The sequence below is a fragment of the Salarchaeum sp. JOR-1 genome (genome assembly GCF_007833275.1).
In the GTDB taxonomy this organism is placed as follows: Archaea; Halobacteriota; Halobacteria; order Halobacteriales; family Halobacteriaceae; genus Salarchaeum.
This window is the reverse complement of the sequence record NZ_CP042241.1, coordinates 381,961-407,077: the sequence shown is the minus strand read 5'-3', so window position 1 is coordinate 407,077 and position 25,117 is coordinate 381,961. Positions and strand designations below refer to the sequence as shown.

The following is a 25,117-nucleotide window of genomic DNA, read 5'->3' as shown; positions in this document are numbered from 1 at the left end:
GCGAGTAACCCCCGTGTCACCCGATTACGCCGAGTTCATCGACACCGACTCCCACGCCAGTCAGTCCTGTGCGGGCGCCGGCGCGTCGGGCTTCTCGCGGCCGTCGCGCGGCCCCTCCGCGTCCACCGCGGGGAGTTTGTCGCGGAGGTAGCGGCCGGTGTGGCTGTCGTCCTCGCGCGCGACCTCCTCTGGCGTCCCGGTCGCGACGACTTCGCCGCCACGCTCGCCGCCCTCGGGCCCCAGGTCGACGACGTGGTCGGCGTTCTTCACGAGGTCGAGTTCGTGCTCGATGACCGCGATGGTGTTCCCGCGGTCGGTGAGCCGCTGCAGCACCTGAATCAGCTTCCGTTCGTCCTCCGAGTGGAGGCCCGTCGTCGGCTCGTCGAGCAGATAGAGCGTGTCCCCCGTCGCTTTCTTCCCGAGTTCTTCCGCGAGCTTCACGCGCTGGGCCTCTCCGCCCGACAGGGTCGTCGAGGGCTGGCCGAGCCGCATGTAGTCCAGTCCCACGTCCTCCAGCAACTGGAGCCGGCGGCCGAGCCGGCTGTCCGCCTCGAAGAACTCCCGGGCTTCCTCGACGCTCATGTCGAGCACGTCCGCGATGGTCTTCCCCTTGAACGTCACGTCCAGCGTCTCGTCGTTGTACCGCGCGCCCCCGCACTCCTCGCAGGGCACCTGCACGTCCGAGAGGAAGTTCATCTCGATGGTCACCGTCCCCTGCCCGCCGCACTCCTCGCAGCGCCCGCCCTTCACGTTGAAACTGAAGCGGCCCTTGTCGTAGCCGCGCTGCTGGGCGAGCTTCGTCTGCGCGAACTTCTCCCGGACGTAGTCGAACACGCCCGTGTACGTCGCCGGGTTCGACCGGGGCGTCCGCCCGATGGGCGACTGGTCGATCAGGCGCACCTTCTCGATGTTCTCGGTGCCCTCGATGCCGTCGTGCTCGCCGGGGTCGACGCTCGTGTTCCCGTTCATCCCGCGTGCGAGCCCTTTGTAGAGCACGTCGTGCATCAGCGTGGACTTCCCGCTCCCGGAGACGCCCGTGATGGCCGTGAACGCGCCGACCGGGATGTCAACGTCCACGTCGGTGAGGTTGTGCTGGCGCGCCCCGCGAACCGTCAGTGTGTCCGACCACTCGCGGCGCTCCTCCGGCACCGGAATCTGCTTGCGGCCCGCGAGGTAGTCGCCCGTGATGGAGTCCTCGGACGCGACGATGTCGTCGAAGTCGCCCTGCGCGACCACCTCGCCGCCGTGCCGGCCGGGACCGGGCCCCATGTCGACGATGGTGTCCGCGCGCCGCATCGTCTCCTCGTCGTGCTCCACTACGATGAGCGTGTTCCCGAGGTCGCGGAGCTCCTCCAAGGTGTTCAGGAGGCGGTCGTTGTCCCGCTGGTGCAGGCCGATCGAGGGTTCGTCCAGCACGTAGAGGACGCCCACCAGCCCCGACCCGATCTGGGTGGCGAGCCGGATCCGCTGGGACTCGCCGCCGGAGAGCGTCGACGCCTCCCGGTCGAGCGTCAAGTACTCGAGCCCGACTTCCTCCATGAACCCGAGGCGCGCTCGAATCTCCTTCAGGATCTCTTCCGCGATCTTGCGGTCGCGTTCGGACATCCCGGCTTCGAGGCCCTCGAAGTGCTCGCGGGCGTCCCCGATGCTCATCCGGTTCACCTCCGTAATCGACGTGTCCTTCACGAGCACCGCCCGCGACTCGGGTTTCAGGCGCGTGCCGTCGCACGCCGGACACGCCGTCGTGCTCATGAAGTCCTCGATGTGCTCGCGCACCCGCTCCGAATCCGTCTCCCCGTACCTCCGTTCGAGGTTCGGAATCACGCCCTCGAACGGTTCTTCCTTCCGCCGCACGCCGTTCTTCGTCTCCCGCCGGAACACCACGTCCTCCGTGGTTCCCCACAGGAACGCCTCCTGCACGTCCGCGTCCAGCTCCTCGAACGGCGTGGAGAGGTCGACGTCGAAGTGCCGGGCGACGTTGTCGAGGAGGTTCCGGTAGTACGACCGGTTGTAACTCCACGGCTCGAACACGTGCTTCACGGGCTTCGACGCGTCCTGCACCACGAGGTCTTCGGATACCTCCTTCGACTGCCCGAGCCCCTCGCACTCCGGACACGCGCCGTGCGGGCTGTTGAAGGAGAAGCTGCGGGTCTCGATCTCGCTGATGTCGATGCCGCAGTGCGTGCACGCGAGGTCCTCGCTGAACTCCACCACCAGCCGGTCGTCCGCGTCGTCGTCCGCGAGGTCGCCGGTCGCGCGCGCGACCGACCCGCCGAGTTCCACGCCCTCCGGGGGGTCGGGGACGACGACCTTCAGCACGCCCTCGGCCTCGTCGAGCGCGGTCTCCACGGAGTCCGTGATTCGCGAGCGCGCGTCCTCGCTGACCGTCACGCGATCCACCACCACGTCCACGGTGTGGTCGTAGTTCTCGTCCAGCTCCGGGGACTCGACCGCGAGGTCGTACGACTCGCCGTCCACCTCGACCCGCGAGTACCCCTCGGCCATGAGCTCCTCGAACAGGTCTTCGAACGCGCCCTTCTGGTCGCGCACCACCGGCGCGGCTATCTTCGCGCGCGTCCCCTCCGGGAGTTCCATCACGCGCCGCACCATCTGCTGGGCGGACTGCTCGCCCACCTCGCGCCCGCACTCCGGACAGTGCGGGACGCCGACGCGCGCGTACAGCAGGCGCAGGTAGTCGTGGAGTTCGGTGACGGTGCCGACCGTCGACCGCGGGTTGTTCGCCGCGTTCTTCTGGTCGATGCTGATAGCCGGCGACAACCCCTCCACGGCCTCCACCTGCGGCTTGTCCATCTGCCCGAGGAAGTTCCGCGCGTACGCCGACAGGCTCTCGATGTACCGCCGCTGGCCCTCCGCGTAGATGGTCTCGAACGCCAGCGACGATTTCCCCGACCCCGACAGCCCCGTCACGACCGTGAACTCCTCGCGCGGAATCCGCACGTCGAGGTCCTTCAGGTTGTGCTCCTCCGCCCCGCGGACCTCGATGTAGTCCTCACTCATTAGTTATCGTTGTTACGCGCGGACGAACGAAAGTTCGTCGGTCGCCCCGGTCCTCGCCGGACGGGCCCCTGTCCAGAGACCGGCGGTCGCCGTTGTTTTTCACTCTCCCTCCCGGTACGGGGGCGTATGGACGACCCGCTCACCGTAATCGGCGTCGCGCTCGTGCTCTCCGGCCTCTCCGCGCTCTTCGCCGGCCCACTCGGACCACTCGTCGTCGGCCTGCTCGCACTCGCGGTTTCCGTCACTCGGGGAGGCGGAGACGACGCCGTGAACCGCGTGAACTGCCCGAACTGTGGTGCGCCGAACGACGCGGACGCGGACACCTGCGAGTACTGCGACCACGCGATCTCCGGGGCGTAGCGACGCGCCACCGGGATTTTTCACCGGCGGCGGCGACGTACGTGTATGAGCGACTACGACATCTCCACCGTCGACCTCACCGGCGACCGCTACGAGGTCACACAGTCCCTCGTCCGCAACAAGTACGCCGTCCGTGACGACGCCGGGAACGTCGTCCTCCGCGGGAAGCAGAAGATGTTCAAACTCAAGGAGGAGTTCCCGTTCGTCACCGGCGACGGCGAGGACGCCTTCACCGTCAAGGCCGGCGGCATCATGGACGTCGCCGGGAACTACACCATCACGGACGCCGGAACCGGCGAGGCGGTCGTCGTGTTGGACGAGGACTGGTCGCTGTTCGCCGAGAACTGGACGGTTCGCGACCCCGACACCGGCGAGGCGCTCGCCACCATCTCCTCGAAGAACAAAGTGCTCGAAGTCCTCCGCCACTTCGTCAACGTCGCGAACCTCGTCCCGAACAAGTACGAGATACGCGACCCGCAGGGCGACCACGTCGGCGACATCGACGGCCAGTTCTCCCTCAAGGACACCTACACCGTCACCATCGACGACGCGAGCGACGTGCCGAAGGAAGCCGTCGTCGCCGCGGCCTGCGTGCTCGACGCTCTCGAAGACAACGCCTAATCCTCCGCCACGTCCGCGACCGCCGCGTCCGACAGTTCCGCGAGGTCTGTGGGGTCGCTCGGCCACACGGCGTCCGGCGTTCCCGCGGCCGCCCACACCCGGTCGTGGTCGAGCAGCGTCTCGTCGAACAGCACGCGCGGACTCCCGTCGTGACAGAGTGGGGGAACGCCGCCGATGCTGTACCCCGTCGCCGCTTTCACCTCGTCGGCGTCAGCCATCTGCGCCCCGGACGCGCCAACCCGGTCTGCGACCTTCTCAGTGTCCACGCGGTTCGCGCCGCTCGTCACCACGACCACCGCGTCGCCGTCCGCGACGAGGACGATGCTCGACGCTATCTGCGCCACGTCACAGCCGAGCGCGTCGGCCGCGTCCGCCGCCGTCTTCGTCCCCTCGGGGAACTCCTCCACCTCGGGCCGAAACCCGTACTCGGCCTCCACCCGCGCCGCGAACTCCGCTGCTCGCTCGTGCATACCCGCTTGTCCCCGCCATTCCCCAAAAACGTTCGCGCTCGCGCAAACCCTCGAACCGTTTCCGGCCGCACGTGCGTTCGGCCGCAACATCTCCGCCGAACCCCGCCTATACGTCTTCGGGCAGCCAGCCGCCGTCGATTTCTATGTTCTCCCCGCTGATGTAGTCGGAGGATTCGTCGCAGAAGAAGAGGAGCGCCTGCGTCACGTCCGCGTAGTCGGCGGGGCGGCCCCTGGGGAGGTCGTCCGGGAACTCGTCGCTGTTCTCCACGACGTACGGCGAGACGGCGTTCGCGGTGATTCCATCAGATTGGGTGTCGGCGGCGAGCATGCGCGTGAACATCAGGACGCCCGTTTTCGCGGCGAAGTACGGGAAGTTCTTCGGACTGACGAGCCCCTTCTCGCCCGAGGCGTACCCGACGTTCACGACGCGCCCCCACTCCTGCTCGCGCATTCCGGCGAGCGCGCGCTTCGACGTGAGGTAGGTCGCGGTGAGGTTCGTGTGGAGGACGTTCACCCACTCGTCGTAGTCGATGTCCGTCCAGTGCTTCGGCGCGAAGTTCCCGACGTTGTTCACGAGCACGTCCACCGACCCGAGTTCGGCCTCGATTTCGGTGAAGATGCCGTCCACCGACTCGGGCTGCGTCACGTCGCCCTGCACGGCGACCGCGTCCCCGCGTCCCGCCTCCCGGGCTTCTTCGGCGGTCGCGTGCGCGGCGGCGTCGCTCGAATGGTAGTGGACGGCCACGTCCGCGTCGTTGCGCGCGAGCGCGAGCGCGAACGCCCGCCCGAGGCCCGCCGCGCTTCCGGTCACGAGCGCCGTCCGACCACCGAGGTCTGGAGAGAGCATACCGGCCCCTCGACCGCCAGCGCCGAGAGGCTTCCGGCGGACGCCACGCTTTTCTCCGCGTCCGGCGAACTCGCGGTATGGAGTGCTCCCGGCGCGCCGCGCTCACGGCCGGTGGCGCGGCGCTCGCCCTGCCGCTCGTCGGTCGCGCGAGCGCGCACCCGGAACCGTACGAACCCCGGGACAGCGTCGCCGTCGCGGGCGCGACGGAGGCCGTCGTTGGGCCGGACGGAACCACGGTGTTCGTCGCCGCGACCACCGGGTTCGCGGTCGTGGACGCGAGCGACCCCGCAGACCTCACGGTGCTCGCGGAGCGCCGCGGCATCCTCGCCGACCGCGAGAACGGCCCGCTCACCGGGATTCACGACGTGACTGTTCGGGGGTCGCGGCTCGCAGTCGTCGGCCCCGCGAACGCCGGCAGCCCGAGCGCGCTCCTCCTCTACGACGTGTCCGACCCCGCGAACCCCGTCCGGGAGGCCGTCTACGAGACCGAGTACCCGATACACAACTGCTTCCTCACGGACTCGCACGCCTACCTCACCGCGAACCACAGTGACCGCCGCGAACTCGCCATCGTCGACGTTTCCGGAACGCCGCGGGAGGTCGCGCGCTGGGGGGCGGCGGACGAGAACCCGGCCTGGCTCGACGTCCCCGGCTTCCTCTGGTCGTGTCACGACGTGTACGTCCGGAACGAGGTCGCGTACGTCGCGCACTGGGACGCCGGCACGTGGCTGCTCGACGTGTCCGACCCCGCAGACCCCGCCGTGATTTCGCACATCGCGCCCCACGACCCGGTCGACCTCGCGGACGCGCCGACGCGCCAGGGATACGAACTCCCCGGGAACCACCACTACGCCGCGCCGAACGACGACGCCAGCGTCCTCGCGGTCAACAGCGAGGCCTGGGAGACGACCCCGGAGGACGACCGAACCGGCGGCCCGGGCGGCATCACGCTCTACGACATCACCGACCCCGCGACCCCCCGCGAACTCGCTCACATCCCCGCGCCCGAGACCGCCGACCCCGGACTCCGCGGGACGTGGACGACCAGCCACAACTTCGAACTCACCGACGGCCGCCTCTACACGTCGTGGTACCAGGGCGGCGTGAAGCTGTTCGACGTGCGCGACCCCGCGGAGCCGTTCGAACTCGCGTGGTGGCGTCAGCCCGCGGAGGCCGCGTTCTGGACGGCGCGCGCGGCTGAGGGCTGCTTCGTCGCGAGCAGTTACGCGGGCGTCCCCGACGGCGCGCGCGGCGCGCTCTACGCGTTCCCCGACCACGCGGGCTACCAGCCGGACGCGCCGTCGCTCACCGCCACGACCACGAACGCGACTACCACCGCGAGGAACACGACGACCACGAGACCGGCAGGTACGACGGCCGACACGACGGAATCGGCGTCGTCCGGGAGTACACCGGGATTCGGCGTGCTCGCGGGCCTCGCGGGCCTCGCGGGCCTCGCGGGCGCGGCGGGCGTGGCGCGGTGGCTGGGGGACGAACCGAACAGTTAGGAGTCTCGACCCCGATATTGGATACAATGAGTGACGCCGCGACCGACGCCAGCCTGCACGACGAGGTGGAGACCTGGCTCACGGCCCAGATGCCCATCATCAAGATGCACGGCGGGACGAGCGCCGTCCGGACGGCCGACCCCGAGACCGGGGAGGTCGTCGTCGAACTCGGCGGCACCTGCAGCGGCTGCGGAATCAGCCCGCGGACCGCCCAGCGAATCAAGACCGAACTCGCGACGGAGTTCCCCGACGTCACGGACGTGACCGTCCGGTTCGCGAGCGACGGCTCAGACAACTGGGGAACCGAGCAGGCGGAGTCCGTCATGGGGATCGACCGGAACGAGGGCGGGCGCGGCGGCCGCGGCGAGGGCGGGCCGGGCGACGCGAACCACCAGAGCCACTTCTAGATGGCGAGCGACCGCCACGCTCGCCTCGTCCGGTTCGTGACCGCCGAGGCGGGCGAGTACTTCCGCACGGGCGTCCGCTACACGTCGTTCGGCTGGGAGGTGCTCTATCGGCGCGACGACCTCCCGGATCAGCGGCTCAAGGAGCGAAACCAGGCGATCGTCGACCGCGTCCGCGACTACGAACCCCTCCGTGAGGAGGGCAGCCCGTTTGGCGACGCGCGCGCGAGCATCGAACTCTACGAAGACGGCGTTCTCATCCACCTTCGGGAGGCCGAGCAGAGCGGCGTCGTGCTCGCGTTCGAGGTGGACATCGCGCAGAACCTCGCCGGGTTCGTCGTGAAGTGCCGGCAAACCCTCCAGTCTAGCTGAACGCGTTCTCGATGCGGTCGGCCACGTCGGTCGCTGTCTCCGCTACGTCCTCCGTCACGAGACCGTCCTCGACGCACTCCTGGAGCTCGTCCGCGTCCACCTGTTCGACGGTGCCGTCCGCGTGTTTCACCACGTCGAGGTGGAGGTCGACGTACCGGACACTCGATGGAAAGAGTTCGAGCGGCGTGTTCACGTTGATGTACGTCCCCCGACGGGTGCCGTCTTCGCCCCGGTACACCGTGGGGTACCACCACCGCCCCTCCTGGAAGCGCGTGACCGCCACGTCGCCGGCTTGGCGCTCGACGTCGAGCGCGTCGTACGTCCCGCCCGCGGTCATCTCGCGCTCGACGGTGATACGGGCCGCGTCGCGGTCACAGTCCGTCACGTCTCCGCGGCCGAGCGTGATGAGGCGGCCGTCCGGCTTCCCGTGCTCGATGGCGACTCGGTCGCCCGCCGCGGGCCCGAACTGCTCGCTCACCGCCGCGAACGGGAACTCGTCGGGGAGCGAGCCGAGCGCCTCCGCGAAGTCCACGGCCGTGCTCGCCGCTGAACTCCCCGCCTTGATGCGGTGATGGCCGGCGATGGTCTCGGTCACGTTCCGGCGCACGTCGTCCAGCGCGCGCCGCGCGTCCCCGCCGAACCACACCCACGTCGTCGCGTCCGGCGCGGCGATTCGCGCGGGCACGTCGTCGACGTCCACGCCGCCGCCGAGCGCGCCCTCCAGCGATTCCGCCGCCTCGACGGCGGCCGCGAGCGCGTCACCGAGTGCGTCCATCGACAGGTCGGCCGCCGCGTCCTCCCACGCGACCGCCCAGTCCGCGGGTACGTCCGGGGGGAGGATCTCGGTCGTGCGCGCGAGTTCAGGCGCGCCGTTCGGGGTGTCCGCGACGAGCGCGTCTCGTCCCCGGACGAGGGTCGCCGCGTCCCCGAACGCCCGGATGTCGGTCGAGAGCCGCGGCCGCCGCGACACCCACGGCGGCTTCGGGGCGACTACCTGCACGCGCACCGTGTCGCCCTCCTCGACGTATTCCTGGGACTCCTCGAACGGCAGATAGCCGTCGGTCTCGCCGAGGTCGACGACCGCGCCGCCACTTCTGGTCTCCTCGACGCGCCCCTCGAACACCGCGCCGCGGGGCGCGCGGTCTCGATAGCGGAAGGTGTCCGCGCCGACCTCGCGGAGTCGTTCGACGACCGAACCGACTGTGTCGGGGTCGCCGGTGACGCCGACGCCCTGTCGGTCGCTCGTCGTGGAGACGTGCGCCGCCGCGGGCCCCGTCGAGAAGTCGCGGTCGAAGCGCTCCCGGATCGGGGCGGAGGCGTTCGTGACGCCGACCTCCGCGAGCAGTTCCGTGAGCGCCGTGGCGTAGATGCCGCGCACCGAGACGGTCATTCGAGCCTCGCGCGGTCGGGCGCGAAGCGCACCCGATCGTGGACGGTCTGTCCGAGTTCGAGTTCCACGAACGTCGCCTCTCCGTCCTCGGCGTCGAGGACGCGCGCGTTCTCGACGTACGCGCCCCACGTGTCGAACCGCAGGAACCCGCGCACGTCCTCGCTGTGCGTGAACAGGTCGGCGTACTCGACGGCGTGCTCGGGGTGCTCGCTCGAACTGTGCGTTAACTCCATGTCCGAGTAGACGGCGTCGTGGGCGTCGAAGAAGTCCTCGACGCGCTCCGCCGTCTCCCGGGCGTCCGCCGCCACCCGTTCTTCTATCTCGCGGAGGGTCGCCGGGTCTACGCCCGCGTCGTGGAGTTCCGTGCGCACCCGCTGGTCGAACAGCATACGACTACCTCGATACCGCACTCCCTAAAATCAGTCGTCGGCGGGCGCCGGCGTCGCGCCCTCGCTCTCGGTCGTCGGTGTTCGTCGCTCTTCCTCCGCGTTCGGCGGCTCGGTGTACAGGAGTCCGCGGCTCTCACTGAATGCCATGACAGATTGTCACACGACCACTGTAGATAAGCCGTGTCCTTTAGGCATATTATGACGTACTGATTTTTCGGCGGGAACGGTTTTGTATGCCGCGTCAGTACCCGTTCCGCATGTCGGAGAAACGCGACCCAGTACAGCGCGCCGCCACCGGCGACCGCGACCTCTACGACGTCACGGACTGGGAAGTCCGCACCGCCCTCGACCGGGCAGCGGTCGCCGTCTACGACGGCCTCGTCACCAGCAGTCGGTACGCGGTCGTCCTCCTCGCGCTGCTCGTCGTGTTCACGCTGTTCGCCGCCAGCCTCGGGTTCGTCTTCCTCGAACGCCCGTACGTCGCCGCGTACGTCGTCCTCTCCGTTCTTCCCGCGCTCGGCCTCGTCGCGTACGTCTGGCACACTGACGTCACCACCGGGGAACCCCTCCCGCTGCTCGCCGCGACCTTCTCCCTCGGCTTCCTCTTCGCCGGGTTCGCCGCCGTCCTCAACACGCTCCTCCAGGGCGCGTTCGCGCTCGCCGGCATCACCTGGATGGTCGTCGTGTTTTACCTCGTCGTCGGCCCCGTCGAGGAGACGGTGAAACTCCTCGCCGTCCGCCTCTACGCCTACCGCAGCGACCGCTTCGACGCCGTCGTCGACGGCGCGGTGTACGGCGCCGTCGCCGGCCTCGGGTTCGCCACCATCGAGAACGCCATCTACATCGGCCGCGACGTCCTCCAGACTCTCCAGGCGACCGGCGTGAACGCGGACGTCGCCGTGCTCCAGATCGCCGCCGTCCGCACGTTCGCCGGGCCCGGCCACGTCATCTACTCCGCTTTCGCCGGCTACTACCTCGGCCTCGCGAAGTTCAATCCCGACAACAAGGGCCCAATCGTCGTGAAAGGACTGCTCGTCGCGGCGCTCATCCACGCCACCTACAACACCGCCGTCAGCAACCTCCACCTCGTCTACGAACCGCTCGCCCTCGCGGAAGGCCCCGTGTTCCTCGCGTTCGTCGTCCTCTACGACGGCGTCTTTTTCTTCCTCCTCGTCCGGAAACTCAAGCGATACGGGGCCGCGTACGAGGAGTCGGGCGCCGCGCGCTACGACAGAGGCGACACCGACCTGAAGAGCGCGGTTCGCAGACTCGACTAGTAGGCGTCGAGGCGCTCGACGTACTTCGCCACCACGTCCACCTCGACGTGCACCGGACTCCCCGCTGATTTCTCCGCGAGCGTCGTCAACTCGTACGTCGTCGGAATCACCGCCACCGAGAAGGTTCCGGCGTCGTCGTCCACGTCCGCGACGGTGAGGCTGATGCCGTCGAGCGCCACCGACCCCTTCTGTGCGACGTACTGCTCGTAGCCGTCGGGGAGCGCGAACGTGAACGTCCAGTCCTCCCCGACCTGCTCGATCCCCACGACCTCCGTGACGGTGTCGACGTGTCCCTGCACGATGTGGCCGTCCAGCCGCCCGTCCGCCGGGAGCGCGCGCTCGAGGTTCACCGCGTCGCCCGCGTCCAGTTCTCCGAGGTACGTCTTCTCCAGGGTCTCAGACGCCGTGAACGCCGAAAACCAGTTTTCCCCGTACGCTTCGACCGTGAGGCAGACGCCGCTCACGCTGATGGACTGACCGTGCTCGAACCCGCTCAACTCCGCCGTCTCGATTCGGAGTCGGCGGCCGTCGTCCGTCGATTCGACCGACGCGACCGTGCCGGTGTCCTCGACGATACCCGTGAACATACGTCCAGTACTGGGATGCGACTCAAGTGTGTTGCGAACGCGGGGTTTAGGGCGCTCGAACGCCCCTCTTACAGCAATGGGTATCATCGGACTCGTGAAATTCGCCGCGACGTTCGCGTTCGCACTCCCCGTCGCCCTCTACGGCGTGAACCGCGTCGTCGCCGGTCACACCACCGGCTGGGCGTTCGTCGCCATCGCCGTCCTGATGCTCGCCGCGGAACGCTACATCACGACGCCGTTCGACCTTCCCGAGCGCGCCGCCGAAGAAGCAGCCGGCGCCGTCACCGACGACGACGAGGACTAAGCCCGCGGCGTGAACGCTCGCGGGTACTCGCGGAGGTACTCGAACCCCCCGTCGGTGACGACCACGAGATCGCCGAGGCGCACACCGCCCTCGCTCGGGTCGTAGACGCCCGGTTCCACCGCGAGCACCGTCCCGGGTTCGAGTGGCGTGTCGCTCGGCACCGCGGGAGCCTCCCGACTGCTCACGCCGACGCCGTACCCCGTGCCGTGGGTGAACCCGGTGTCGCCGTAGCCCGCGGGGAAGCCGTACGCGCCGATTTCGGCCGCCGTCTCCTCGTGCACGAGGCTCGCGTCCGCCCCGCCCGAGAGTTCGTCCAATCCCGCCGCCTGGGCGGACTCGACCGCGAGGAACGCGCGGCGCTCCCAGCCGCCCTCGGAGTCCACGACGAACGTCCGGGTCAGCGCGCCGTGATAGCCGTGCGGGCCGCGCGGCGACACGTCCACCACGACGGTCTCGCCCGGCCGAACGGGCACGTCCCCGCGGAAGTGGCGGTCGGTGCACGCGCCGCCCGCCGCGACCACGGTGTTCTCCCGGGGGGTCGCGCCCTCGCGGACGAGCGCCGCGTCCACCTCGCGGCGCAACCGCGTCGTCGTCAACCGCCCGCCATCGAACCGGAGCGCGTCGTCCGCGGCCCCTGCGTCCGCGGCGGCGAGCACGGTCTCCGCGCGACGCATCCCCGCGGCCGCCGCGGCCTGCGCCTTCCGCAGCGCCTCGATCTCTTCTGGCTCTTTCACGACGCGCTCGCGCGCCACCGCGTCGGTGGACGCGAGGTCGAACCCGGCGCGTTCGAGGCGGACTGCCGCGTCGTGCGGCACGTCCTGCGGGACGAGCACGGTTCCGTCCGCGTCGTACGCCTCCAGCACCTCGACCGCGCGCCCGCCCGGCGTGTCCGCGCGCAGGTCGCCGGGCGTGTACACGTAGTCGCCCGCGAACTCCCGCCTGGCCTGCCGCTCGAACCCGTCGGGCGCGCAGAGCACCGCGTCCCCGCCGACGAACACGAACGCGTACCGCTCCGCGGGGCCGGAAAACCGCGTGAGATACCTGAGCGCGTCATCGAACCGACCGCCGACGTGCACGAACCCGGTCGCGTCCCGGGCTTCGAGTTCGTCGTAGAGGAACGCGAACGTCGTCTCCGGCGCGACCATCAGTTCAACTGGATGGGGGCCTCGGCGTCACCGAGCGACTCCGCGAGCGGGTCGCCCGACGGCTCCCCGTACAACAGCACGTCGATGGAGAGCGTCGGCGCGCCGTTGATGACGTTCTGCATCAACACGAGCCGCTCGCGGGCGCGACTCATCCCGACGTAGAACACGCGGCGCTCGTTGTCCGTCAGGAGGGGAACCGGATCCGTCTGCCGCGTGAACTCCTCCACGCCCGCCGGAATCTCCGAGTCGTCCACGGTCGCCGCCATCTGCTCGACGACCTTCTCGGTCAGATCGGTCCCGAGGAACACGTGGTCGGCCTCCCGCCCCTTCGCAGAGTGAATCGTCCCCACGCGAACACGGGAGGGATCCATGCCGCGGTAGTCGCCCGCGAAGTACGCGTCCACGGACTTGCGCTGATAGCGCGTGACCTTCCGCAGCATGTCCGCGGCCGCGCCCGGCGACGGCATGAACGGCGCGTACTCCCGAATCGCGTCCGCGCCGATTTCGATTTCGGTCGCGTCCTCGGTGTCCGCGGCCTCCTCGCGGGCTTCGATTTCGTCCCGGAGGTCGCTGCGCTCGTTCGTGCTGAACGCCGAGTCCTGCAGCATGTCCGCGACCCGCCGCGCTTCGAGCGCCGTCACGGGGTCGCCAGCGTCGATTTTCTCCACCGCGTGCACGTAGTCCGCGAGGCGATCCGTCCACAGCCGCTGGTCGGTGAGCGCCTTGAACGGGATGCCGTTCCCGATGAACTCGTCCACGAACTCGAACAACTGGTAGCGCGCCCGGAACAGCACCATCACCGTGTCGTCCTCCGTCGCGGCGATGGTCTGTTTCACGTTCCGCGCCACGTCCAGCATCGACGGGCTCTCCACCGCCTCCACCGTCCCGCCCTCTTTGCGCGGCTTCAGGTCTTTCTCCTGGCGGTTCTCGATGTGCTCGACCTCCTGCTGTACCACCTTCAGAACCTCTGAGGGGAGACGGTAGGAGTTCGGGAGGATCACGTCGTCCGTCACCTCGGTTTCGAGGAGGAGGTCGGGGTCCGCGCCCTGCCACGCGTACACGACCTGGTCGTCGTCGCCCGCGATGAGAACCGCCTCCATGTGGGGCTTCCACTCCTCGTACACGTCGTACTGGAGCGTCGTGATGTCCTGGAACTCGTCGATGACGAGGTAGTCCACGCTCGGGACGAGCGAGCGCTGCTCGACGCGTTCGAGCATGTCCGCGAACCCGACGAGGCCCTCCTCGCCCTTGTACGTCCGCCACGCGCGAATCGCCTCGGGGATGTCGAAGCGGTCGTCGTCCGACGGCCACGTCGGCGTGTACTTGTTCCCGGTCTGTGCGTTCTCGTCGATGTCCGGCGGCAGCCGAACCTCCTCGTCGTTCCACCGGAAGGGGACGTCGTACCAGTCCGCAACGTCTCGACTGGTGCGCTGGAGCCACTGGCTCGTCGCGATCACCTTGTTCCCGAGCGTCGTCGACCGCGCCGTCCGTCGACTCCCCGACGAGTACTCGTCCTCGTACGGCAGGCCGTAGTCCTCGCAGAAGTCCTCCTTGTCGGACTCCCCCACCACGTCGCTCCGCGAGAGGTCGAGGAGCTCGTACGCCTTCGCGTGCATCGTGCAGACGTTCCCCTGCAGCGAACGCGGGTTCACGTCCAACCGCTCTGCGAGCCGCTCCCGAACCTCGGCGGCCGCGGCGCGCGTGTACGACACGACGAGGATGTCGCGAACGTCCACCTCGTCGTCCTCGAGGATTTCCTCGACGTGGTCGAGCAGTGCGGTCGTCTTCCCGCTACCCGGCCCACCGAACAATCTGGTGACCGCCGGCTCCGTCTCCGTCATTGGACAACATCAGGAACCGATACCGTATAAATAGCGTGGCTTCGCGGTTACGTTCGCCGCGTCGAGCGCGCCTCTCTCACTTCCGCACCGTCCCGAATCTTGTCCTCGCAGTTCGGACAGACTCGCGGCTCCGTCTCACCGTCCGGGGTGAACACTCGCGCGTACGCGTCCGTCACGAACGACTCGCAGTTCTGGCACTCCGGCATAGCTGTGCTCTCTCTTTTCTGTTCACGTATATTAATCTCGTCGGCCGACGGGGGAAGGGAAAGGTGCATTACGCCCTCTGCCGTCCGCCCGGGTATGCGCCTCAGCGAGGCCGCGTGGCCCGACGTGACCGACCTCGACCCGGACGCCGTCCTCATCCCAGTCGGTTCCACCGAACAGCACGGCCCGCACGTCCCGTTCGGCACCGACCACTTCACGGCGGAAACCGTTGCCCTCTCCGCCGACGACGCCTACGACGGCACGCTCGCCGTCGCGCCCACCATCACCGTCGGCGTCAGCGAGGAACACCGCCAGTTCCCCGGGACGATGTACGTCTCTCCCGACACCTTCCGCGGCTACGTCCGCGACGCCGCGACCTCCGTCCTCGACCACGACTGGCGCACCATCGTCTTCGTGAACGGCCACGGCGGTAACACCGACGCCCTCCGCGAAGTCGCCGCGGACATCACCCGCCACGAGAACGCCTACGCCGCCGCCTACACGTGGTTCGACGCCGTCGGCGACCACAGCGCCGACATGGGGCACGCCGGCCCCCTCGAGACCGCGTTCCTCCGCCACACCCACCCCGGCCTCGTGCGCGAAGACCGCGTCGAGGACGCCCGAGACGGAGCGAGCGACGGCTGGGGCGACTGGACGAGCTACACGAACCTCGCCTACGACTCGGCGGAGTTCTCCGAGAACGGCGTCGTCGGCGACCCCACCGAAGGCACGAGAGAACGCGGCGAGGCACTCCTCTCGCTCGCCACCGACGCGCTCTGCCGGCTCGTCGCGGAACTCGGCAATCGAGACACCGCCCGGCCGCCCCACAAGTAGCTCGCCGAAACTGGTTTCGCCGGTCCGCGGGACACTCGCGCATGAAACCAGCCGAATTCGGGGACGCCGTCGTCACCTCGCTCCGCGACCAGGTCGGCGACCACCTCCGCTCCGTCGTCGGCTACACCGCCGACACCTACGTGTTTCACTACGTCCGCGACGACGTGCGCGAACGCTACACCGGGGACGAACTCGACGACGCCGTCGACGAACTGCGCCTCGAAACCCTGGAGAAGCACTACCTCAACAGCGTCTTCCAGCGCCGCCACGGCGACCACTACAGCCGCGTCGTCGTGTTCTCCGAGGCGACCGAACTGAACTTCGTCGTCGCCGACGGCGAGGGCCTCGCGGTCGCCGTCGACACGGCCTACTTCGAGCCCGAGGAGAACGTCGTGAAAACCGTCCTCGGTACCATCGAAGAGTACACGGACTGAGACCTCACCGACACGTAACTACTCCTCGTCGTCCTCGTGGAGGCTCTCTAGTTCCCCGCGGAGTTCGGGGACGGCGGACGCGAGGTCGCCGACGGTGTCGGAGACGTCCTCGAGGTCGTCGAGCACGGCCTCGATGGTTTCGATTTCCCCGCGTAAGTCCTCGGCGTCCTCGAAGGCGTCCGCGCGCTCGCCGATGGTGAACCACTTCTTCGCGTCCCGGAGGTGCCCCTCGACTTCCTCGGCGGCGAGCGCGGAGCGCAGGCCGTTGAGCACGCCGAGCGTGTTGTCCGCCTCCACCGTCCAGACGTCGTCCGCGCCCGGCAGCGCTTCCCGCGCCGCTTCGAGGTGTTCTTCTACGTCGCCGCGGATCTCGTCCGCCGCCTCGCCGAACAGCTCCTCGTCCTCCATGTCACTCATACCCGGAGATTCGACCGAGAGGGGTTTAAAACTACGCCGCGTTCTCCACCGAATCCAGACGCATCAGCGGGTAGCCGTCCGCCATCTCCATCGACGCCACCACCTCCGCGCCCTCGTACGCGACGGCGAGTTCGACTTCCATGTACTCACCCGTCAACTCCGTGTAGCCGTGACTGGTGTCCAAGCGGTCTTCGAGGATGGTGACGGAGACACGCTCGCAGTACGGCTGGTTCTCGATGGACTCCTCGATAGCGCGCTCCAGTGACGGCGCGCTCTCGGGGCTCACCGGCGTTCCCGCGAACTGGTGGTAGAGCGCGCCGAACTTGATTCCCGCCTCGAAACACGCCTCCTCGGGAGTGCTCGCCATACCCGTCGTGGAACCTCCGCGGTGTAAGCCGTGTCGCCTCCGCGGCGAACCGCACCATTGATTTCCCCGCTCGCCGACTGTCTACTCGAATGGACGACCCGGTACTGCTCACGGGCGCGTCGGGGCGCGTCGGTCAAGCCGTCCTCGGCGGCAACGCGGACGACTACGAGTGGCGGCTCCTCGACCGGGAACCTCCCGCTGACGCGGGCGACCACGAGGTCGTCGTCGCCGACATCACCGACGAGGACGCCGTCCGCGACGCCATGGATGGCGTCGGCGCGGTCATCCACCTCGCTGGCGACCCCCGGCCGGACGCTCCCTGGGAGTCGGTCCTCCAGAACAACATCGACGGCACCCAGACCGTCTACGAGGCCGCCGTCGACGCCGGAGTCGAGAAATTCGCGTTCGCGTCCTCAAACCACGCCGTCGGCCACTACGAGACCGACCGCAAGCCCGACCTCTACCGCGAAGGCGACGACTTCCGCCTCGACGGCACCGAACTCCCCCGACCCAGCAACCTCTACGGCGTCTCCAAGGCCGCGGGCGAAACCCTCGGGCGATACTACCACGACGAACACGACCTCTCCGTCGTCTGCGTCCGCATCGGCAACCTCACCAAGGGCCACCCCCCCATCGACTACGAGCGCGGGCAGGCTATGTGGCTCTCTTACCGCGACTGCGCGCACCTCTTCGCACGCTGCCTGGAAGCCGACTACGACTACGAAATCGTCTACGGCATCAGCGACAACGACCGCAAGTATTACTCCATCGAGCGCGCGAAGACCGTTCTCGGCTACGAACCACGAGACAACAGCGCTGAACACGACGCCTGACCGCCGCCTTTATCGCTTCTGACGGTCAAGACAGACTATGAGACACTTCGGGCTGAAGGTCCGGATGGCCGTCGTCGGCGCCATCCTGTTCGCGTTCTACTCGGTCGCGGTCGCCGCCGCGTGGTTCTTCTTCGGCCAGAGCACAACGATTCTCGGCATCGCCATCGTCGGCAGCGTCCTGCTCGTCGGCGTCCAGTACAAGGTCGGGAAGTGGGCGGCGCTCCGATCCGTCGGCGCGGAAGACATGCCAGAAGACCAGTACCAGGAGATTCACTGGATGGTCGAGGATCTCTCCGAGGAGATGAACGTGAAGAAGCCGCGGCTGATGGTCGCGAACATGGGCGTGCCGAACGCGTTCGCTGTCGGCCGGAAGGGCGCGGGCACGGTCGTCGTCTCCCGCGAACTCATGCAGCTACTGGAGACGGACGAACTCGAAGGCGTGCTCGCGCACGAGATAGCGCACATCGCGAACCGCGACGTGGTCACGATGCAGCTCGGACAGGGCATCGCGTCCGTCGTCGCCATCGTCGCGCAGTACGTCGTGCTGTTCACGGGCGACAACGACCTCGCCGACTTCTTCCTCGCCATCGTCGTCGGCCAGATCGTCCAGTTCATCGTGATGATATTCGTGCTCGCAATCAGCCGGTACCGCGAGTACGTCGCGGACGCGGACGCGAAGCGCGCAATCGGGAACGGCGACCCGCTCGCCCGCGCGCTCGAAAAAATCAGTCAGGGTAACAAGCAGGCCGCAGAAGCCTCCCGGAGCGCGCAGCGCACGCGCGGTCGCGGCCGCAGCCGACAGAACCGCCAGCGCGACTCCGCGGTCGACCAGCAAGTGAGCGCGCTCTGCATCTCCAGCCCCGAACGCGGGTTCCTCGAGAAGGTGTTCTCGACGCACCCGCCGATGGAGAAGCGCATCCAGCGCCTCCGCGAGTAACGCAGGGGTTTTGACTCCTCTCGCTGTTCTCTCAGGTATGGCTGGCCTCCGTGAACTTCTCGCCGTCGTCCTCGGCGTCGCGCTCGGCGTCCTCCTCCTCGCGTATCCACGGGCGTTCATTCGCATTCAGACGCTCGGCCGCGTCCCCCGCGACCGACACGGCCACTACGGCAGCGACGACCCGTCGAGCACGTGGGTGCGAGTCGTCCAACTCCTCGGCGCCGCCTGCCTTCTCGCCGCCGGCTACGTCGGCGTCCAACTCCTCTAGAACAAGCCTTCGACGTCCCGCTCGCGCCGACGACGTTCGGCCGCGTGCTCTCCGAGTCGCTGCGCGATTATCGCGCGCTTGTCCGCGTCCGTCACGAAGTCGATCGCCAGCCGCACGAACATGCTGTCCGTCTCCCCCGACTCGAAATCCTCTCGCGCATACGCCACACCCTGAACCACCGCCTCCTCACCGCGCTCCTCGGCGAGCGCCGGAGCCGCCCACAACGCCGCTTCCGGCCCCAAATCCCCCAATCCGAGTATTCCGCCGCCTATCGTGATACCCTGCGGCGGCCCGCGCTCTACCCGCTCGGGATCCGCCTCTAACGCCCGTAAGTACTCACGGATAGCGTCGACGTTCACCCCGCGTGCGTCCGCCGCCCCGAGGTACTCGCGCGCGCTCCCCGATAGGCTCACACAGCCCTCCCAGTTCCGTTCTCGCGCGTGATGCACCGCCCCCGCGTACTGAATCAGCCCCTGCAGGAGGTCGTCGCGGTCTTCCAACCACGCCGCCTCCCACACGTCGTGCGCCGCGTAATAGTACCCCGAATCGAACACCGCCACCCCCGCACGCAACGCCTCCATCATACCCCACCCAGGAGTCACCGAGTGAAACGACTCCCGATTACCGAACCCAGGCTTCGAAACCACGCTGTAACTCTGCACGTACGTCGAACACCGCGTGTCCGACTACGCGTACATTTTCTCTGGAAAAACACGCCGTATTCAGAAGCGCGTCGCGCTTCTGGACTCGCGCCAGATGCAAAGCGTCTGGCTGAGCGTGTTTTCCTCTGGAAAAACACGCCGCCGCCAGGGCTCGAACCTGGGACAACCTGGGTAACAACCAGGTGCTCTACCAACTGAGCTACGGCGGCTCGCACCAGTCAGTAGTCGCGTGCTTTTGAAAGGGCTTTCGTTTCTCCGCGGTGGTGTGCCGGTATTCTTTCCCGGAGGGCGGTCGAATCCACGGGCATGAGTGAGTTCGAGGACGTGGTGGCGCGGGTCCGGGAGCGCGTGGATCCGACGCCGAGCGAGCGCGCGGAGTTGCGGGAGGCGGCGGGGCGGCTCGTGGCGCGGACGGAGGACGCGCTCGCCGACCTCGGCGTCGAGGCGGACGTGATGCAGGTCGGGAGTACGGCCCGGGGGACGTGGGTACGGGGCGACCGCGACATCGACGTGTTCGTGCGGTTCGACCCGGATCTGTCCCGGGAAGCGTTGGAAGACCTCGGTCTGGCGGTCGGAAATCAGGTGTTGCCGGACGGCCACGAGGAGTACGCGGAGCATCCGTACGTGAAGGGAACGTTCGAGGGATACGAGGTCGACCTCGTGCCGTGTTATCGCGTCGGGGCCGCGACGGAGATTCAGTCCGCGGTCGACCGCACGCCGTTTCACAACGTCTACCTCCGCGAGCGCCTGACGGACGCCCTCGAAGCCGACGTACGATTGTTGAAGCAGTTCCTCAAGGGCGTCGGCGCGTACGGGAGCGACCTCCGAACGCAGGGGTTTTCGGGCTACCTCACGGAGCTTCTCGTCCTCGAATACGGCGGGTTCCGAGAGGTCTTGGAAGCGGCGCGGGACTGGCAGCCGCCCGTGAAACACGATCCCGAGGCGCACGCGGCGGCGACGTTCGACGACCCCCTCGTCGTCATCGATCCGACCGACCCCGAGCGGAACGTCGCGGCCGTCGTCTCCCGCGAACAGGTCGCGCGCCTCCAGCACTACGCTCGTGTCTTCCTCGCCGACCCCTCGGAGGCCGTGTTCTTCCCCGACTCCCGTCTCGCGCTCGATCCCGGAGACGTGGAGTCACACCTGGCGCGCCGCGGGACGAACGCGCTCGCCGTGCGCTTCGACGCCCCCGACCTCGTGGAAGACCAGCTCTACCCGCAGCTCCGCCGCTCCCGGAACGGCCTCGTCCGCGGCCTCGAACACGCCGGGTTCGAGGTTCTGCGGTCGGCGGCGTGGGCGGACGAGACGGCGGTGCTGTTCGTGGAGCTCGCCACCGCGACCCTGCCGGCGGTCGAGCGCCACGAGGGCCCGCCCGTGCACGTCGGTGAGCACGCGACCGGATTCTTCGAGAAGTACGAGAACGAGGACGTGTACGGGCCGTTCCTCGACGGCCATCGGTACGTCGTGGAGCGCGAGCGCGACGTTCGCACCGCCGCCGGCTTCGCGACCGAACGACTGGGAGAGGTGGCGCTCGGCACGCACGTCGCGGCCGTCGTCGACGCGGGCGATTACGAGGTTCTCGCGGATGCCGAGGTCGCGGCGCTCGCCGAGGAGTTCGGCTGCGAGCTCGCCGCTTACTTCGACCCGACGCCCTGACGCGCGTCGAGCACGTCGTCGATCACCGCGCGCGCGTCCTCCGAGACGTCTTCTTCCGGGGTGACGGGCGTCATCCCGTCGAACACCTCGTGCACCATTCCGACGCCCTCGGAGAGCGTGTCGAGGCTGTACCCGCCTTCGAGCACGAACCCGAGACCGGCGTTCGCGGTCTCCGAAACGCTCCGCATTCGTTCCGTGAGCACGCCGTAGCCGTCCGTGGAGACGTGCATTCGCGAGATGGGGTCGTGGCGGTGCGCGTCGAATCCCGCGCTCACCAACACGAGGTCGGGGTCGAACGCCTCGAACGCCGGAATCACGAGCTCGTCGAACGCCGCGACGTACTCCGCGTCCCCCGCGCCCGCGTCGAACGGAACGTTCAGCGTCGCGCCCTCGCCGTCTCCCTCCCCGGTCTCGTCGATGTCGCCCGTACCCGGGTAAATGCCGTCTTCGTGGACTGACGCGTAGAAGACGTCCCCGCGGTCGTAGAAGATATCCTGCGTGCCGTTCCCGTGGTGGACGTCCCAGTCCAGAATCGCGACGCGCTCCGCTTCCGTCGTCGCGAGCGCGTGCTCCGCCGCGATGGCGACGTTGTTCAGGAAGCAGAACCCCATCGCGTTGTCCGCGACGGCGTGATGGCCCGGCGGCCGACCGATAGCGAACGGCGTTTCCCGCCCCGAATCACCCGCGACCGCGCGGCGCGCCGCCCACATCGACTGGCCCGCGGACGCCAACGCCGCCGGCCACGTCTCCTCCACCGCGGTCGTGTCCGGATCCCAGCTTCCGCCGCCCGACTCGCAGAACTCCACGAGGCGGTCTACGTACCCCGGTTCGTGTGCGCGCTCTACCTCCTCGCGCTCCGCGCTCCGCGCCGCGACGTACTCGACGCCGTGCCGCTTCGACAACTCCTGGCGAATCGCGCGGAGGCGGTCCGGGCTCTCCGGATGGCGCGGTCCCGGGTCGTGGTCGAGACACGCGTCGTCGTACCCGAACCTCATCCCACGATCTCGAAGTACGTCTCGACGTCTTCTGCCTGCACAGTGCGTCTCCCCGCGTGCTCGGCCAGTACCGCCGCTCCCGAAGCCGCGTCTGCCGCGTACTCCTCCAGGCGCGCGGCGAGCGCGAGTCGCGCGGCCTCCGACACCCGGTACTCGTCGGGGATGTCGAGTCGCGCGATGCGGTCGACGGGCGCGACCGGGAGCGCGAGCGACTCCCGGTCGGCCACGTTTTGGACGTCGAAATCCGCCGCCATCAGCGTCTTCCGACCGTCCTCGTCGGCGCGCTCGGCGGCCGTCGCGGCCACCGCCGCGCCGTGGTTCTGGATGCGTCGCGCGAGTTCCTCTGCCGCGTCGGCGCTCACCCGCAAGTCGCCCGCGTGTCGCCGGATGATGTCGTCCACCGGCGCGAACGGGAGTTCGACGCTCATACACAACTACGGGGCAGTCTCTCTCTTAACACTTATCGTGTGGGCGCGTCCCGCACCCGGATCCGTCCACCACCCATACCTCGCGAGCGCCGGAACACACGCGTACGGCGACGCATCCTACTGGCCGAACGCCGAGGACGTCGCCGATCAGGAAGTGGACGCGAACTAACCGGCCGAGGAAGCGGTCGAGGAACGCCGCGCCGCTGACGAGCCATACCAGGAAGCACGGCTCCGAGACGGACTCGAACACGAGAACGAGCCCCGTCACGAGCGCGCGACGGAGGAGTGACACCCGAATCTTCCGAGACGGCGAGCGCGTCGACGACTAACGCACGTCTTCGGCCTCGAGCGTGCCGTCGCGGAGCGTTCCGCGCACCGTCAGTTCTTGTCCGAGCGTCACGTCGGTCTCGGTCTCGACGCTCATCGTCTCCTCGCCGTCGTCCAGAATCACGGGCGACCCCGCCTGCACGACGACGCCCGTGAACTCCACGTCCTCGCCGCCGGACGGTTCGTCACTCCCGTCGCCCGACGACGTGTCCGGTCTCGTGCCGTCCTCGAACGACGAGAGATCCGCGCCTGCGGACTCGGATTCGGACTCGGTCGCCGTGCCATCGCCGACCGAGATGACCGTGGACTGCCAGCCTGCGGACGCCTCGAGGTCGTCCTGCCAACCGTCCTGCACGCCCACGTCCGTGAACAGGAGTTCGTCACCCGGTCCGATGTCGAGGTCGGCCTTCTCCCCCCAGAGCGCCACCCGGATGTCGCCCGACTGATCCTGCAGGCGAATGTTCCGAACCTGGCCCTCACTTCCGTCGTCGCGGTCGAACGTCCGCTTCTCGTCCATCGACCGCACCACGCCCGCGATGTCCGCGGTCTCGTCCAGTTCGAGGTCGTCGATGGGTTTCGCGTCCGGAACGAACGACACGTCCTCCTCGACGGTCTCGACGCGCCCGCGGTTCCCGACGTGGAGTTCGAGCGACCCCTCGCGCTCGCGCACGTACCCGTCCGTCACCTCGACCACGTCGCCCGCCCCGAACTCCTCGGCGAGGTCGGCCTGCTCGTCCCAGAGCGTCACCCGAACCCGCCCAGTTTCGTCGCCTACGAGGAGGTTCGACACCTTTCCCTCCGAGCCGTCGTCGCGGCTGAACGTCCGCACGTCGTCCGTCGACAGCACCTCGCCCACGAGATCCACGTCCGACGCCCCCATCGTCAAATCCTCCACGCGGTACGTGTCCACGACCTGCACGTCTACCTCCTCGTCCTCGTCCACCTCGACCTGTGAGACGTTCACCTCCACACCGTTGTAGCCGTCCTTCGGACGACCCTTGATACGCAAGACCTGGCCCGGCTCGAGTTCGTCCTCGGCCGCCGCGGCCTGCTCGTCCCAGAACGACGCCCGAACCGACCCCGACTCGTCGGCCACGTCCACGTTCAACACTCGTCCATCCTCGTCCTCCTCGTCGCGCTCGAACGTCCGCAGCTCCCCCACGCTCGTCACCTTCGCGAGGAACTTCGCCTCCTCCATCTCCGGCTCGATATCCGCGATACCGTTCACCTCCCCGTCGTCTAGCTCGTGCGCCAAGAGCATCGCCGCCGTCTCCTCGTCGGCCAACCCCCCCATCTGCTCCACCTTCGCCTCCACCGCCTCCCGAAACTCCTCCAGGGAAACGTCCGTGTCGAGGTCGTCGTACGTCTCCTCAATAGCGCCCATAATCGTGAATCAAGCCACGGGAGTCCCGCGCATAAACATTGTCCTCTCCACCCTCTGCCCCTGCCATCCCCGAATTATCGCCCACTCACACATACCCCCGATTCGCCCCGCCATCCCACAAGAACCCTCGCCCGAACCAACACCCGAATCGTAACCGCTTTACATACCACCGCGCTACAGGTAGATGAGTCCGGGTAGGGTAGTGGACTATCCTCTTGGCTTGCGGAGCCAGGGACCGGAGTTCAAATCTCCGTCCGGACGTTTCTACCGACACCACAACCGCGAGCGAAGCGAGCGGTCTGTGCCGTCGAAACCCCACGCGGAGATCCGAGTACGCGAGACGAACACAGTGCGTCTCGTTCAATCCAAATCTCCGTCCGGACGTTCCTCCGTTTCACTACGCGACGGGCGTTCCGGTCGTCGCTCTGCTCCACTCAGTCACGTCCGGCCTGCCCCCGCTCGCCGCTGGCTCGCGGGGACTCCGTCCGGGCGTGTTCGGCCGTCGCGTCCCGGTAGTCTAAAGTCGGGGACTCGGCTACGTAGAGGCGAGGGCCCTTAGCTTAGTCCGGTTAAAGCGCCCGGCTCATAACCGGGTGAGCGGTGGTTCAAATCCGCCAGGGCCCATCCGATTCACGCCCGGTACCTGGCCGAAGCGAAAACGCTCAGTAGCGGTGAGTATACCGCTCGAAAACACTCGTTTAGCACCCTCAAAAACCGTCTTTCTCAGAGGAAAGAGAACGAGGAACTCGTTGGGGTCGGCGCTGTCCGGCGAAACTCGTGATCGAAAATGTGGGTCGAACGACACGAGCGGTCTTCCCGGCAGTCGCTCGCCGAGCGA

General features: G+C 68.1%; 29 protein-coding genes and 3 tRNA genes. 16 read left to right on the top strand and 16 right to left on the bottom strand.

What is annotated here, in order from left to right; all coding sequences use genetic code 11:
* Positions 1–60: 60 nt before the first annotated feature.
* A complete protein-coding gene (gene uvrA / locus FQU85_RS03085) occupies positions 61–3,018 on the bottom strand; it encodes an excinuclease ABC subunit UvrA (RefSeq protein WP_145844154.1) in 2,958 nt (985 codons plus the stop codon).
* Positions 3,019–3,144: 126 nt separating this feature from the next.
* Here uvrA and FQU85_RS03080 point away from each other — a divergent pair, with 126 nt between their 5' ends.
* Together FQU85_RS03080 and FQU85_RS03075 are read left to right on the top strand one after the other, a co-directional pair.
* Entirely contained in the window at positions 3,145–3,378 is a 234-nt protein-coding gene (locus FQU85_RS03080) for a zinc ribbon domain-containing protein (RefSeq protein WP_145844152.1), read from the top strand.
* 45 nt (positions 3,379–3,423) lie between these two features.
* On the top strand, positions 3,424–3,999 hold the full coding sequence (locus FQU85_RS03075; protein WP_145844147.1) for an LURP-one-related/scramblase family protein: 576 nt from the start codon (positions 3,424–3,426) through the stop codon (positions 3,997–3,999).
* Here FQU85_RS03075 and FQU85_RS03070 read toward each other — a convergent pair.
* A complete protein-coding gene (locus FQU85_RS03070; RefSeq protein WP_145844135.1) occupies positions 3,996–4,469 on the bottom strand; it encodes a YbaK/EbsC family protein in 474 nt (157 codons plus the stop codon). The genes FQU85_RS03075 and FQU85_RS03070 overlap by 4 nt on opposite strands.
* A gap of 106 nt (positions 4,470–4,575) precedes the next feature.
* Positions 4,576–5,316 (bottom strand): SDR family NAD(P)-dependent oxidoreductase, encoded by a 741-nt coding sequence (locus tag FQU85_RS03065; protein WP_145844124.1) that lies wholly within the window; start codon positions 5,314–5,316, stop codon positions 4,576–4,578.
* A gap of 77 nt (positions 5,317–5,393) precedes the next feature.
* On the opposite strand from FQU85_RS03065, the gene FQU85_RS03060 reads away from it, so the two are divergent.
* From FQU85_RS03060 to FQU85_RS03050, 3 genes are read left to right on the top strand one after another with little or no spacing between them, the layout of a single operon-like run.
* Positions 5,394–6,824, top strand: a complete 1,431-nt coding sequence (locus FQU85_RS03060; protein WP_145844114.1) for an LVIVD repeat-containing protein — start codon at positions 5,394–5,396, stop codon at positions 6,822–6,824.
* Between the two features lie 26 nt (positions 6,825–6,850).
* Entirely contained in the window at positions 6,851–7,231 is a 381-nt protein-coding gene (locus tag FQU85_RS03055) for a NifU family protein (protein ID WP_145844107.1), read from the top strand.
* Positions 7,232–7,600, top strand: coding sequence for a hypothetical protein (locus FQU85_RS03050; protein WP_145844098.1), 369 nt, complete (start codon positions 7,232–7,234; stop codon positions 7,598–7,600).
* Here FQU85_RS03050 and FQU85_RS03045 read toward each other — a convergent pair.
* Together FQU85_RS03045 and FQU85_RS03040 are read right to left on the bottom strand one after the other, a co-directional pair.
* The gene (locus FQU85_RS03045; protein WP_145844091.1) at positions 7,593–8,990 is read right to left on the bottom strand and encodes a DUF402 domain-containing protein; all 1,398 of its coding nucleotides are present in this window, start codon (positions 8,988–8,990) and stop codon (positions 7,593–7,595) included. The two genes, FQU85_RS03050 and FQU85_RS03045, sit on opposite strands and share 8 nt — an antisense overlap.
* Positions 8,987–9,379: a hypothetical protein gene (locus tag FQU85_RS03040; RefSeq protein WP_145844089.1), complete on the bottom strand. Its 393-nt coding sequence runs from the start codon at positions 9,377–9,379 to the stop codon at positions 8,987–8,989. The genes FQU85_RS03045 and FQU85_RS03040 overlap by 4 nt, the downstream gene beginning before the upstream one ends.
* Positions 9,380–9,636: 257 nt before the next feature.
* Here FQU85_RS03040 and FQU85_RS03035 point away from each other — a divergent pair, with 257 nt between their 5' ends.
* Positions 9,637–10,656: a PrsW family intramembrane metalloprotease gene (locus tag FQU85_RS03035; RefSeq protein ID WP_145844087.1), complete on the top strand. Its 1,020-nt coding sequence runs from the start codon at positions 9,637–9,639 to the stop codon at positions 10,654–10,656.
* Here FQU85_RS03035 and FQU85_RS03030 read toward each other — a convergent pair.
* Entirely contained in the window at positions 10,653–11,243 is a 591-nt protein-coding gene (locus FQU85_RS03030; RefSeq protein WP_145844084.1) for a riboflavin synthase, read from the bottom strand. The genes FQU85_RS03035 and FQU85_RS03030 overlap by 4 nt on opposite strands.
* A gap of 76 nt (positions 11,244–11,319) precedes the next feature.
* Here FQU85_RS03030 and FQU85_RS03025 point away from each other — a divergent pair, with 76 nt between their 5' ends.
* Positions 11,320–11,547, top strand: coding sequence for a hypothetical protein (locus FQU85_RS03025; protein ID WP_145844082.1), 228 nt, complete (start codon positions 11,320–11,322; stop codon positions 11,545–11,547).
* Here the strand turns inward: FQU85_RS03025 and FQU85_RS03020 are convergent.
* Genes FQU85_RS03020 through FQU85_RS13250 form a run of 3 tightly spaced genes read right to left on the bottom strand, consistent with a single transcriptional unit; the run spans position 11,544 to position 14,739 of the window.
* On the bottom strand, positions 11,544–12,692 hold the full coding sequence (locus tag FQU85_RS03020) for a Xaa-Pro peptidase family protein (protein WP_145844079.1): 1,149 nt from the start codon (positions 12,690–12,692) through the stop codon (positions 11,544–11,546). The genes FQU85_RS03025 and FQU85_RS03020 overlap by 4 nt on opposite strands.
* Positions 12,692–14,533 (bottom strand): UvrD-helicase domain-containing protein, encoded by a 1,842-nt coding sequence (locus FQU85_RS03015; RefSeq protein ID WP_145844074.1) that lies wholly within the window; start codon positions 14,531–14,533, stop codon positions 12,692–12,694. The genes FQU85_RS03020 and FQU85_RS03015 overlap by 1 nt, the downstream gene beginning before the upstream one ends.
* A 47-nt stretch (positions 14,534–14,580) precedes the next feature.
* On the bottom strand, positions 14,581–14,739 hold the full coding sequence (locus tag FQU85_RS13250; protein ID WP_168219928.1) for a hypothetical protein: 159 nt from the start codon (positions 14,737–14,739) through the stop codon (positions 14,581–14,583).
* A gap of 94 nt (positions 14,740–14,833) precedes the next feature.
* On the opposite strand from FQU85_RS13250, the gene FQU85_RS03010 reads away from it, so the two are divergent.
* Both FQU85_RS03010 and FQU85_RS03005 read left to right on the top strand, forming a co-directional pair.
* A complete protein-coding gene (locus FQU85_RS03010) occupies positions 14,834–15,571 on the top strand; it encodes a creatininase family protein (protein WP_145844068.1) in 738 nt (245 codons plus the stop codon).
* 41 nt (positions 15,572–15,612) lie between these two features.
* On the top strand, positions 15,613–16,005 hold the full coding sequence (locus FQU85_RS03005; protein ID WP_145844066.1) for a hypothetical protein: 393 nt from the start codon (positions 15,613–15,615) through the stop codon (positions 16,003–16,005).
* Positions 16,006–16,023: 18 nt separating this feature from the next.
* On the opposite strand, the gene FQU85_RS03000 is transcribed toward FQU85_RS03005, so the two are convergent.
* Positions 16,024–16,422: a DUF5790 family protein gene (locus FQU85_RS03000; protein ID WP_145844064.1), complete on the bottom strand. Its 399-nt coding sequence runs from the start codon at positions 16,420–16,422 to the stop codon at positions 16,024–16,026.
* A gap of 31 nt (positions 16,423–16,453) precedes the next feature.
* Entirely contained in the window at positions 16,454–16,789 is a 336-nt protein-coding gene (locus FQU85_RS02995; protein WP_145844063.1) for a dihydroneopterin aldolase family protein, read from the bottom strand.
* An 89-nt stretch (positions 16,790–16,878) separates the two neighbouring features.
* Between FQU85_RS02995 and azf the strand changes: the two genes are divergently transcribed.
* The 3 genes from azf (at position 16,879) to FQU85_RS02980 (ending at position 18,827) form a co-directional block, all read left to right on the top strand.
* Entirely contained in the window at positions 16,879–17,622 is a 744-nt protein-coding gene (gene azf / locus FQU85_RS02990) for an NAD-dependent glucose-6-phosphate dehydrogenase Azf (RefSeq protein ID WP_145844062.1), read from the top strand.
* A 64-nt stretch (positions 17,623–17,686) separates the two neighbouring features.
* On the top strand, positions 17,687–18,559 hold the full coding sequence (locus FQU85_RS02985) for a M48 family metallopeptidase (RefSeq protein WP_145848698.1): 873 nt from the start codon (positions 17,687–17,689) through the stop codon (positions 18,557–18,559).
* Between the two features lie 37 nt (positions 18,560–18,596).
* Positions 18,597–18,827: a hypothetical protein gene (locus tag FQU85_RS02980; RefSeq protein ID WP_168219927.1), complete on the top strand. Its 231-nt coding sequence runs from the start codon at positions 18,597–18,599 to the stop codon at positions 18,825–18,827.
* Here the strand turns inward: FQU85_RS02980 and FQU85_RS02975 are convergent.
* Both FQU85_RS02975 and FQU85_RS02970 read right to left on the bottom strand, forming a co-directional pair.
* The gene (locus FQU85_RS02975) at positions 18,824–19,411 is read right to left on the bottom strand and encodes a DUF309 domain-containing protein (protein WP_145844061.1); all 588 of its coding nucleotides are present in this window, start codon (positions 19,409–19,411) and stop codon (positions 18,824–18,826) included. The genes FQU85_RS02980 and FQU85_RS02975 overlap by 4 nt on opposite strands.
* A 214-nt stretch (positions 19,412–19,625) precedes the next feature.
* Positions 19,626–19,698 (bottom strand) — tRNA-Asn (locus tag FQU85_RS02970).
* 97 nt (positions 19,699–19,795) lie between these two features.
* Between FQU85_RS02970 and cca the strand changes: the two genes are divergently transcribed.
* Positions 19,796–21,145, top strand: a complete 1,350-nt coding sequence (gene cca, locus FQU85_RS02965) for a CCA tRNA nucleotidyltransferase (protein ID WP_145844060.1) — start codon at positions 19,796–19,798, stop codon at positions 21,143–21,145.
* On the opposite strand, the gene FQU85_RS02960 is transcribed toward cca, so the two are convergent.
* Together FQU85_RS02960 and FQU85_RS13740 are read right to left on the bottom strand one after the other, a co-directional pair.
* Positions 21,124–22,140, bottom strand: coding sequence for a histone deacetylase (locus tag FQU85_RS02960; RefSeq protein ID WP_145844059.1), 1,017 nt, complete (start codon positions 22,138–22,140; stop codon positions 21,124–21,126). The genes cca and FQU85_RS02960 overlap by 22 nt on opposite strands.
* Positions 22,137–22,568: a histone gene (locus FQU85_RS13740; protein ID WP_145844058.1), complete on the bottom strand. Its 432-nt coding sequence runs from the start codon at positions 22,566–22,568 to the stop codon at positions 22,137–22,139. The genes FQU85_RS02960 and FQU85_RS13740 overlap by 4 nt, the downstream gene beginning before the upstream one ends.
* Before the next feature lie 37 nt (positions 22,569–22,605).
* Here FQU85_RS13740 and FQU85_RS13695 point away from each other — a divergent pair, with 37 nt between their 5' ends.
* Positions 22,606–22,737 (top strand): hypothetical protein, encoded by a 132-nt coding sequence (locus FQU85_RS13695; RefSeq protein ID WP_255473804.1) that lies wholly within the window; start codon positions 22,606–22,608, stop codon positions 22,735–22,737.
* Between the two features lie 156 nt (positions 22,738–22,893).
* Here FQU85_RS13695 and FQU85_RS02950 read toward each other — a convergent pair whose 3' ends face one another.
* Positions 22,894–24,279 (bottom strand): single-stranded DNA binding protein, encoded by a 1,386-nt coding sequence (locus tag FQU85_RS02950; protein ID WP_145844057.1) that lies wholly within the window; start codon positions 24,277–24,279, stop codon positions 22,894–22,896.
* A gap of 188 nt (positions 24,280–24,467) precedes the next feature.
* On the opposite strand from FQU85_RS02950, the gene FQU85_RS02945 reads away from it, so the two are divergent.
* Together FQU85_RS02945 and FQU85_RS02940 are read left to right on the top strand one after the other, a co-directional pair.
* A tRNA-Arg gene (locus FQU85_RS02945) sits at positions 24,468–24,540 on the top strand.
* Between the two features lie 288 nt (positions 24,541–24,828).
* Positions 24,829–24,903, top strand: a tRNA-Ile gene (locus FQU85_RS02940).
* Positions 24,904–25,117: the final 214 nt, after the last annotated feature.

What these genes read in the sequence shown, in the direction of transcription:
- FQU85_RS03065 (WP_145844124.1), bottom strand. Translation starts at nt 5,316, where the DNA reads ATGCTCTCTCCAGACCTCGGTGGTCGGACGGCGCTCGTGACCGGAAGC.
- FQU85_RS02950 (WP_145844057.1), bottom strand. Translation starts at nt 24,279, where the DNA reads ATGGGCGCTATTGAGGAGACGTACGACGACCTCGACACGGACGTTTCC.
- FQU85_RS03055 (WP_145844107.1), top strand. Translation starts at nt 6,851, where the DNA reads ATGAGTGACGCCGCGACCGACGCCAGCCTGCACGACGAGGTGGAGACC.
- FQU85_RS02975 (WP_145844061.1), bottom strand. Translation starts at nt 19,411, where the DNA reads ATGATGGAGGCGTTGCGTGCGGGGGTGGCGGTGTTCGATTCGGGGTAC.
- FQU85_RS03045 (WP_145844091.1), bottom strand. Translation starts at nt 8,990, where the DNA reads ATGACCGTCTCGGTGCGCGGCATCTACGCCACGGCGCTCACGGAACTG.
- FQU85_RS03000 (WP_145844064.1), bottom strand. Translation starts at nt 16,422, where the DNA reads ATGAGTGACATGGAGGACGAGGAGCTGTTCGGCGAGGCGGCGGACGAG.
- FQU85_RS03030 (WP_145844084.1), bottom strand. Translation starts at nt 11,243, where the DNA reads ATGTTCACGGGTATCGTCGAGGACACCGGCACGGTCGCGTCGGTCGAA.
- FQU85_RS03070 (WP_145844135.1), bottom strand. Translation starts at nt 4,469, where the DNA reads ATGCACGAGCGAGCAGCGGAGTTCGCGGCGCGGGTGGAGGCCGAGTAC.
- uvrA (WP_145844154.1), bottom strand. Translation starts at nt 3,018, where the DNA reads ATGAGTGAGGACTACATCGAGGTCCGCGGGGCGGAGGAGCACAACCTG.
- FQU85_RS13740 (WP_145844058.1), bottom strand. Translation starts at nt 22,568, where the DNA reads ATGAGCGTCGAACTCCCGTTCGCGCCGGTGGACGACATCATCCGGCGA.
- FQU85_RS03075 (WP_145844147.1), top strand. Translation starts at nt 3,424, where the DNA reads ATGAGCGACTACGACATCTCCACCGTCGACCTCACCGGCGACCGCTAC.
- cca (WP_145844060.1), top strand. Translation starts at nt 19,796, where the DNA reads ATGAGTGAGTTCGAGGACGTGGTGGCGCGGGTCCGGGAGCGCGTGGAT.
- FQU85_RS02985 (WP_145848698.1), top strand. Translation starts at nt 17,687, where the DNA reads ATGGCCGTCGTCGGCGCCATCCTGTTCGCGTTCTACTCGGTCGCGGTC.
- FQU85_RS02960 (WP_145844059.1), bottom strand. Translation starts at nt 22,140, where the DNA reads ATGAGGTTCGGGTACGACGACGCGTGTCTCGACCACGACCCGGGACCG.
- FQU85_RS02995 (WP_145844063.1), bottom strand. Translation starts at nt 16,789, where the DNA reads ATGGCGAGCACTCCCGAGGAGGCGTGTTTCGAGGCGGGAATCAAGTTC.
- FQU85_RS13250 (WP_168219928.1), bottom strand. Translation starts at nt 14,739, where the DNA reads ATGCCGGAGTGCCAGAACTGCGAGTCGTTCGTGACGGACGCGTACGCG.
- FQU85_RS03080 (WP_145844152.1), top strand. Translation starts at nt 3,145, where the DNA reads ATGGACGACCCGCTCACCGTAATCGGCGTCGCGCTCGTGCTCTCCGGC.
- FQU85_RS03035 (WP_145844087.1), top strand. Translation starts at nt 9,637, where the DNA reads ATGTCGGAGAAACGCGACCCAGTACAGCGCGCCGCCACCGGCGACCGC.
- FQU85_RS03005 (WP_145844066.1), top strand. Translation starts at nt 15,613, where the DNA reads ATGAAACCAGCCGAATTCGGGGACGCCGTCGTCACCTCGCTCCGCGAC.
- FQU85_RS03015 (WP_145844074.1), bottom strand. Translation starts at nt 14,533, where the DNA reads ATGACGGAGACGGAGCCGGCGGTCACCAGATTGTTCGGTGGGCCGGGT.
- FQU85_RS02980 (WP_168219927.1), top strand. Translation starts at nt 18,597, where the DNA reads ATGGCTGGCCTCCGTGAACTTCTCGCCGTCGTCCTCGGCGTCGCGCTC.
- FQU85_RS03060 (WP_145844114.1), top strand. Translation starts at nt 5,394, where the DNA reads ATGGAGTGCTCCCGGCGCGCCGCGCTCACGGCCGGTGGCGCGGCGCTC.
- FQU85_RS03020 (WP_145844079.1), bottom strand. Translation starts at nt 12,692, where the DNA reads ATGGTCGCGCCGGAGACGACGTTCGCGTTCCTCTACGACGAACTCGAA.
- azf (WP_145844062.1), top strand. Translation starts at nt 16,879, where the DNA reads ATGGACGACCCGGTACTGCTCACGGGCGCGTCGGGGCGCGTCGGTCAA.
- FQU85_RS03025 (WP_145844082.1), top strand. Translation starts at nt 11,320, where the DNA reads ATGGGTATCATCGGACTCGTGAAATTCGCCGCGACGTTCGCGTTCGCA.
- FQU85_RS03050 (WP_145844098.1), top strand. Translation starts at nt 7,232, where the DNA reads ATGGCGAGCGACCGCCACGCTCGCCTCGTCCGGTTCGTGACCGCCGAG.
- FQU85_RS03010 (WP_145844068.1), top strand. Translation starts at nt 14,834, where the DNA reads ATGCGCCTCAGCGAGGCCGCGTGGCCCGACGTGACCGACCTCGACCCG.
- FQU85_RS03040 (WP_145844089.1), bottom strand. Translation starts at nt 9,379, where the DNA reads ATGCTGTTCGACCAGCGGGTGCGCACGGAACTCCACGACGCGGGCGTA.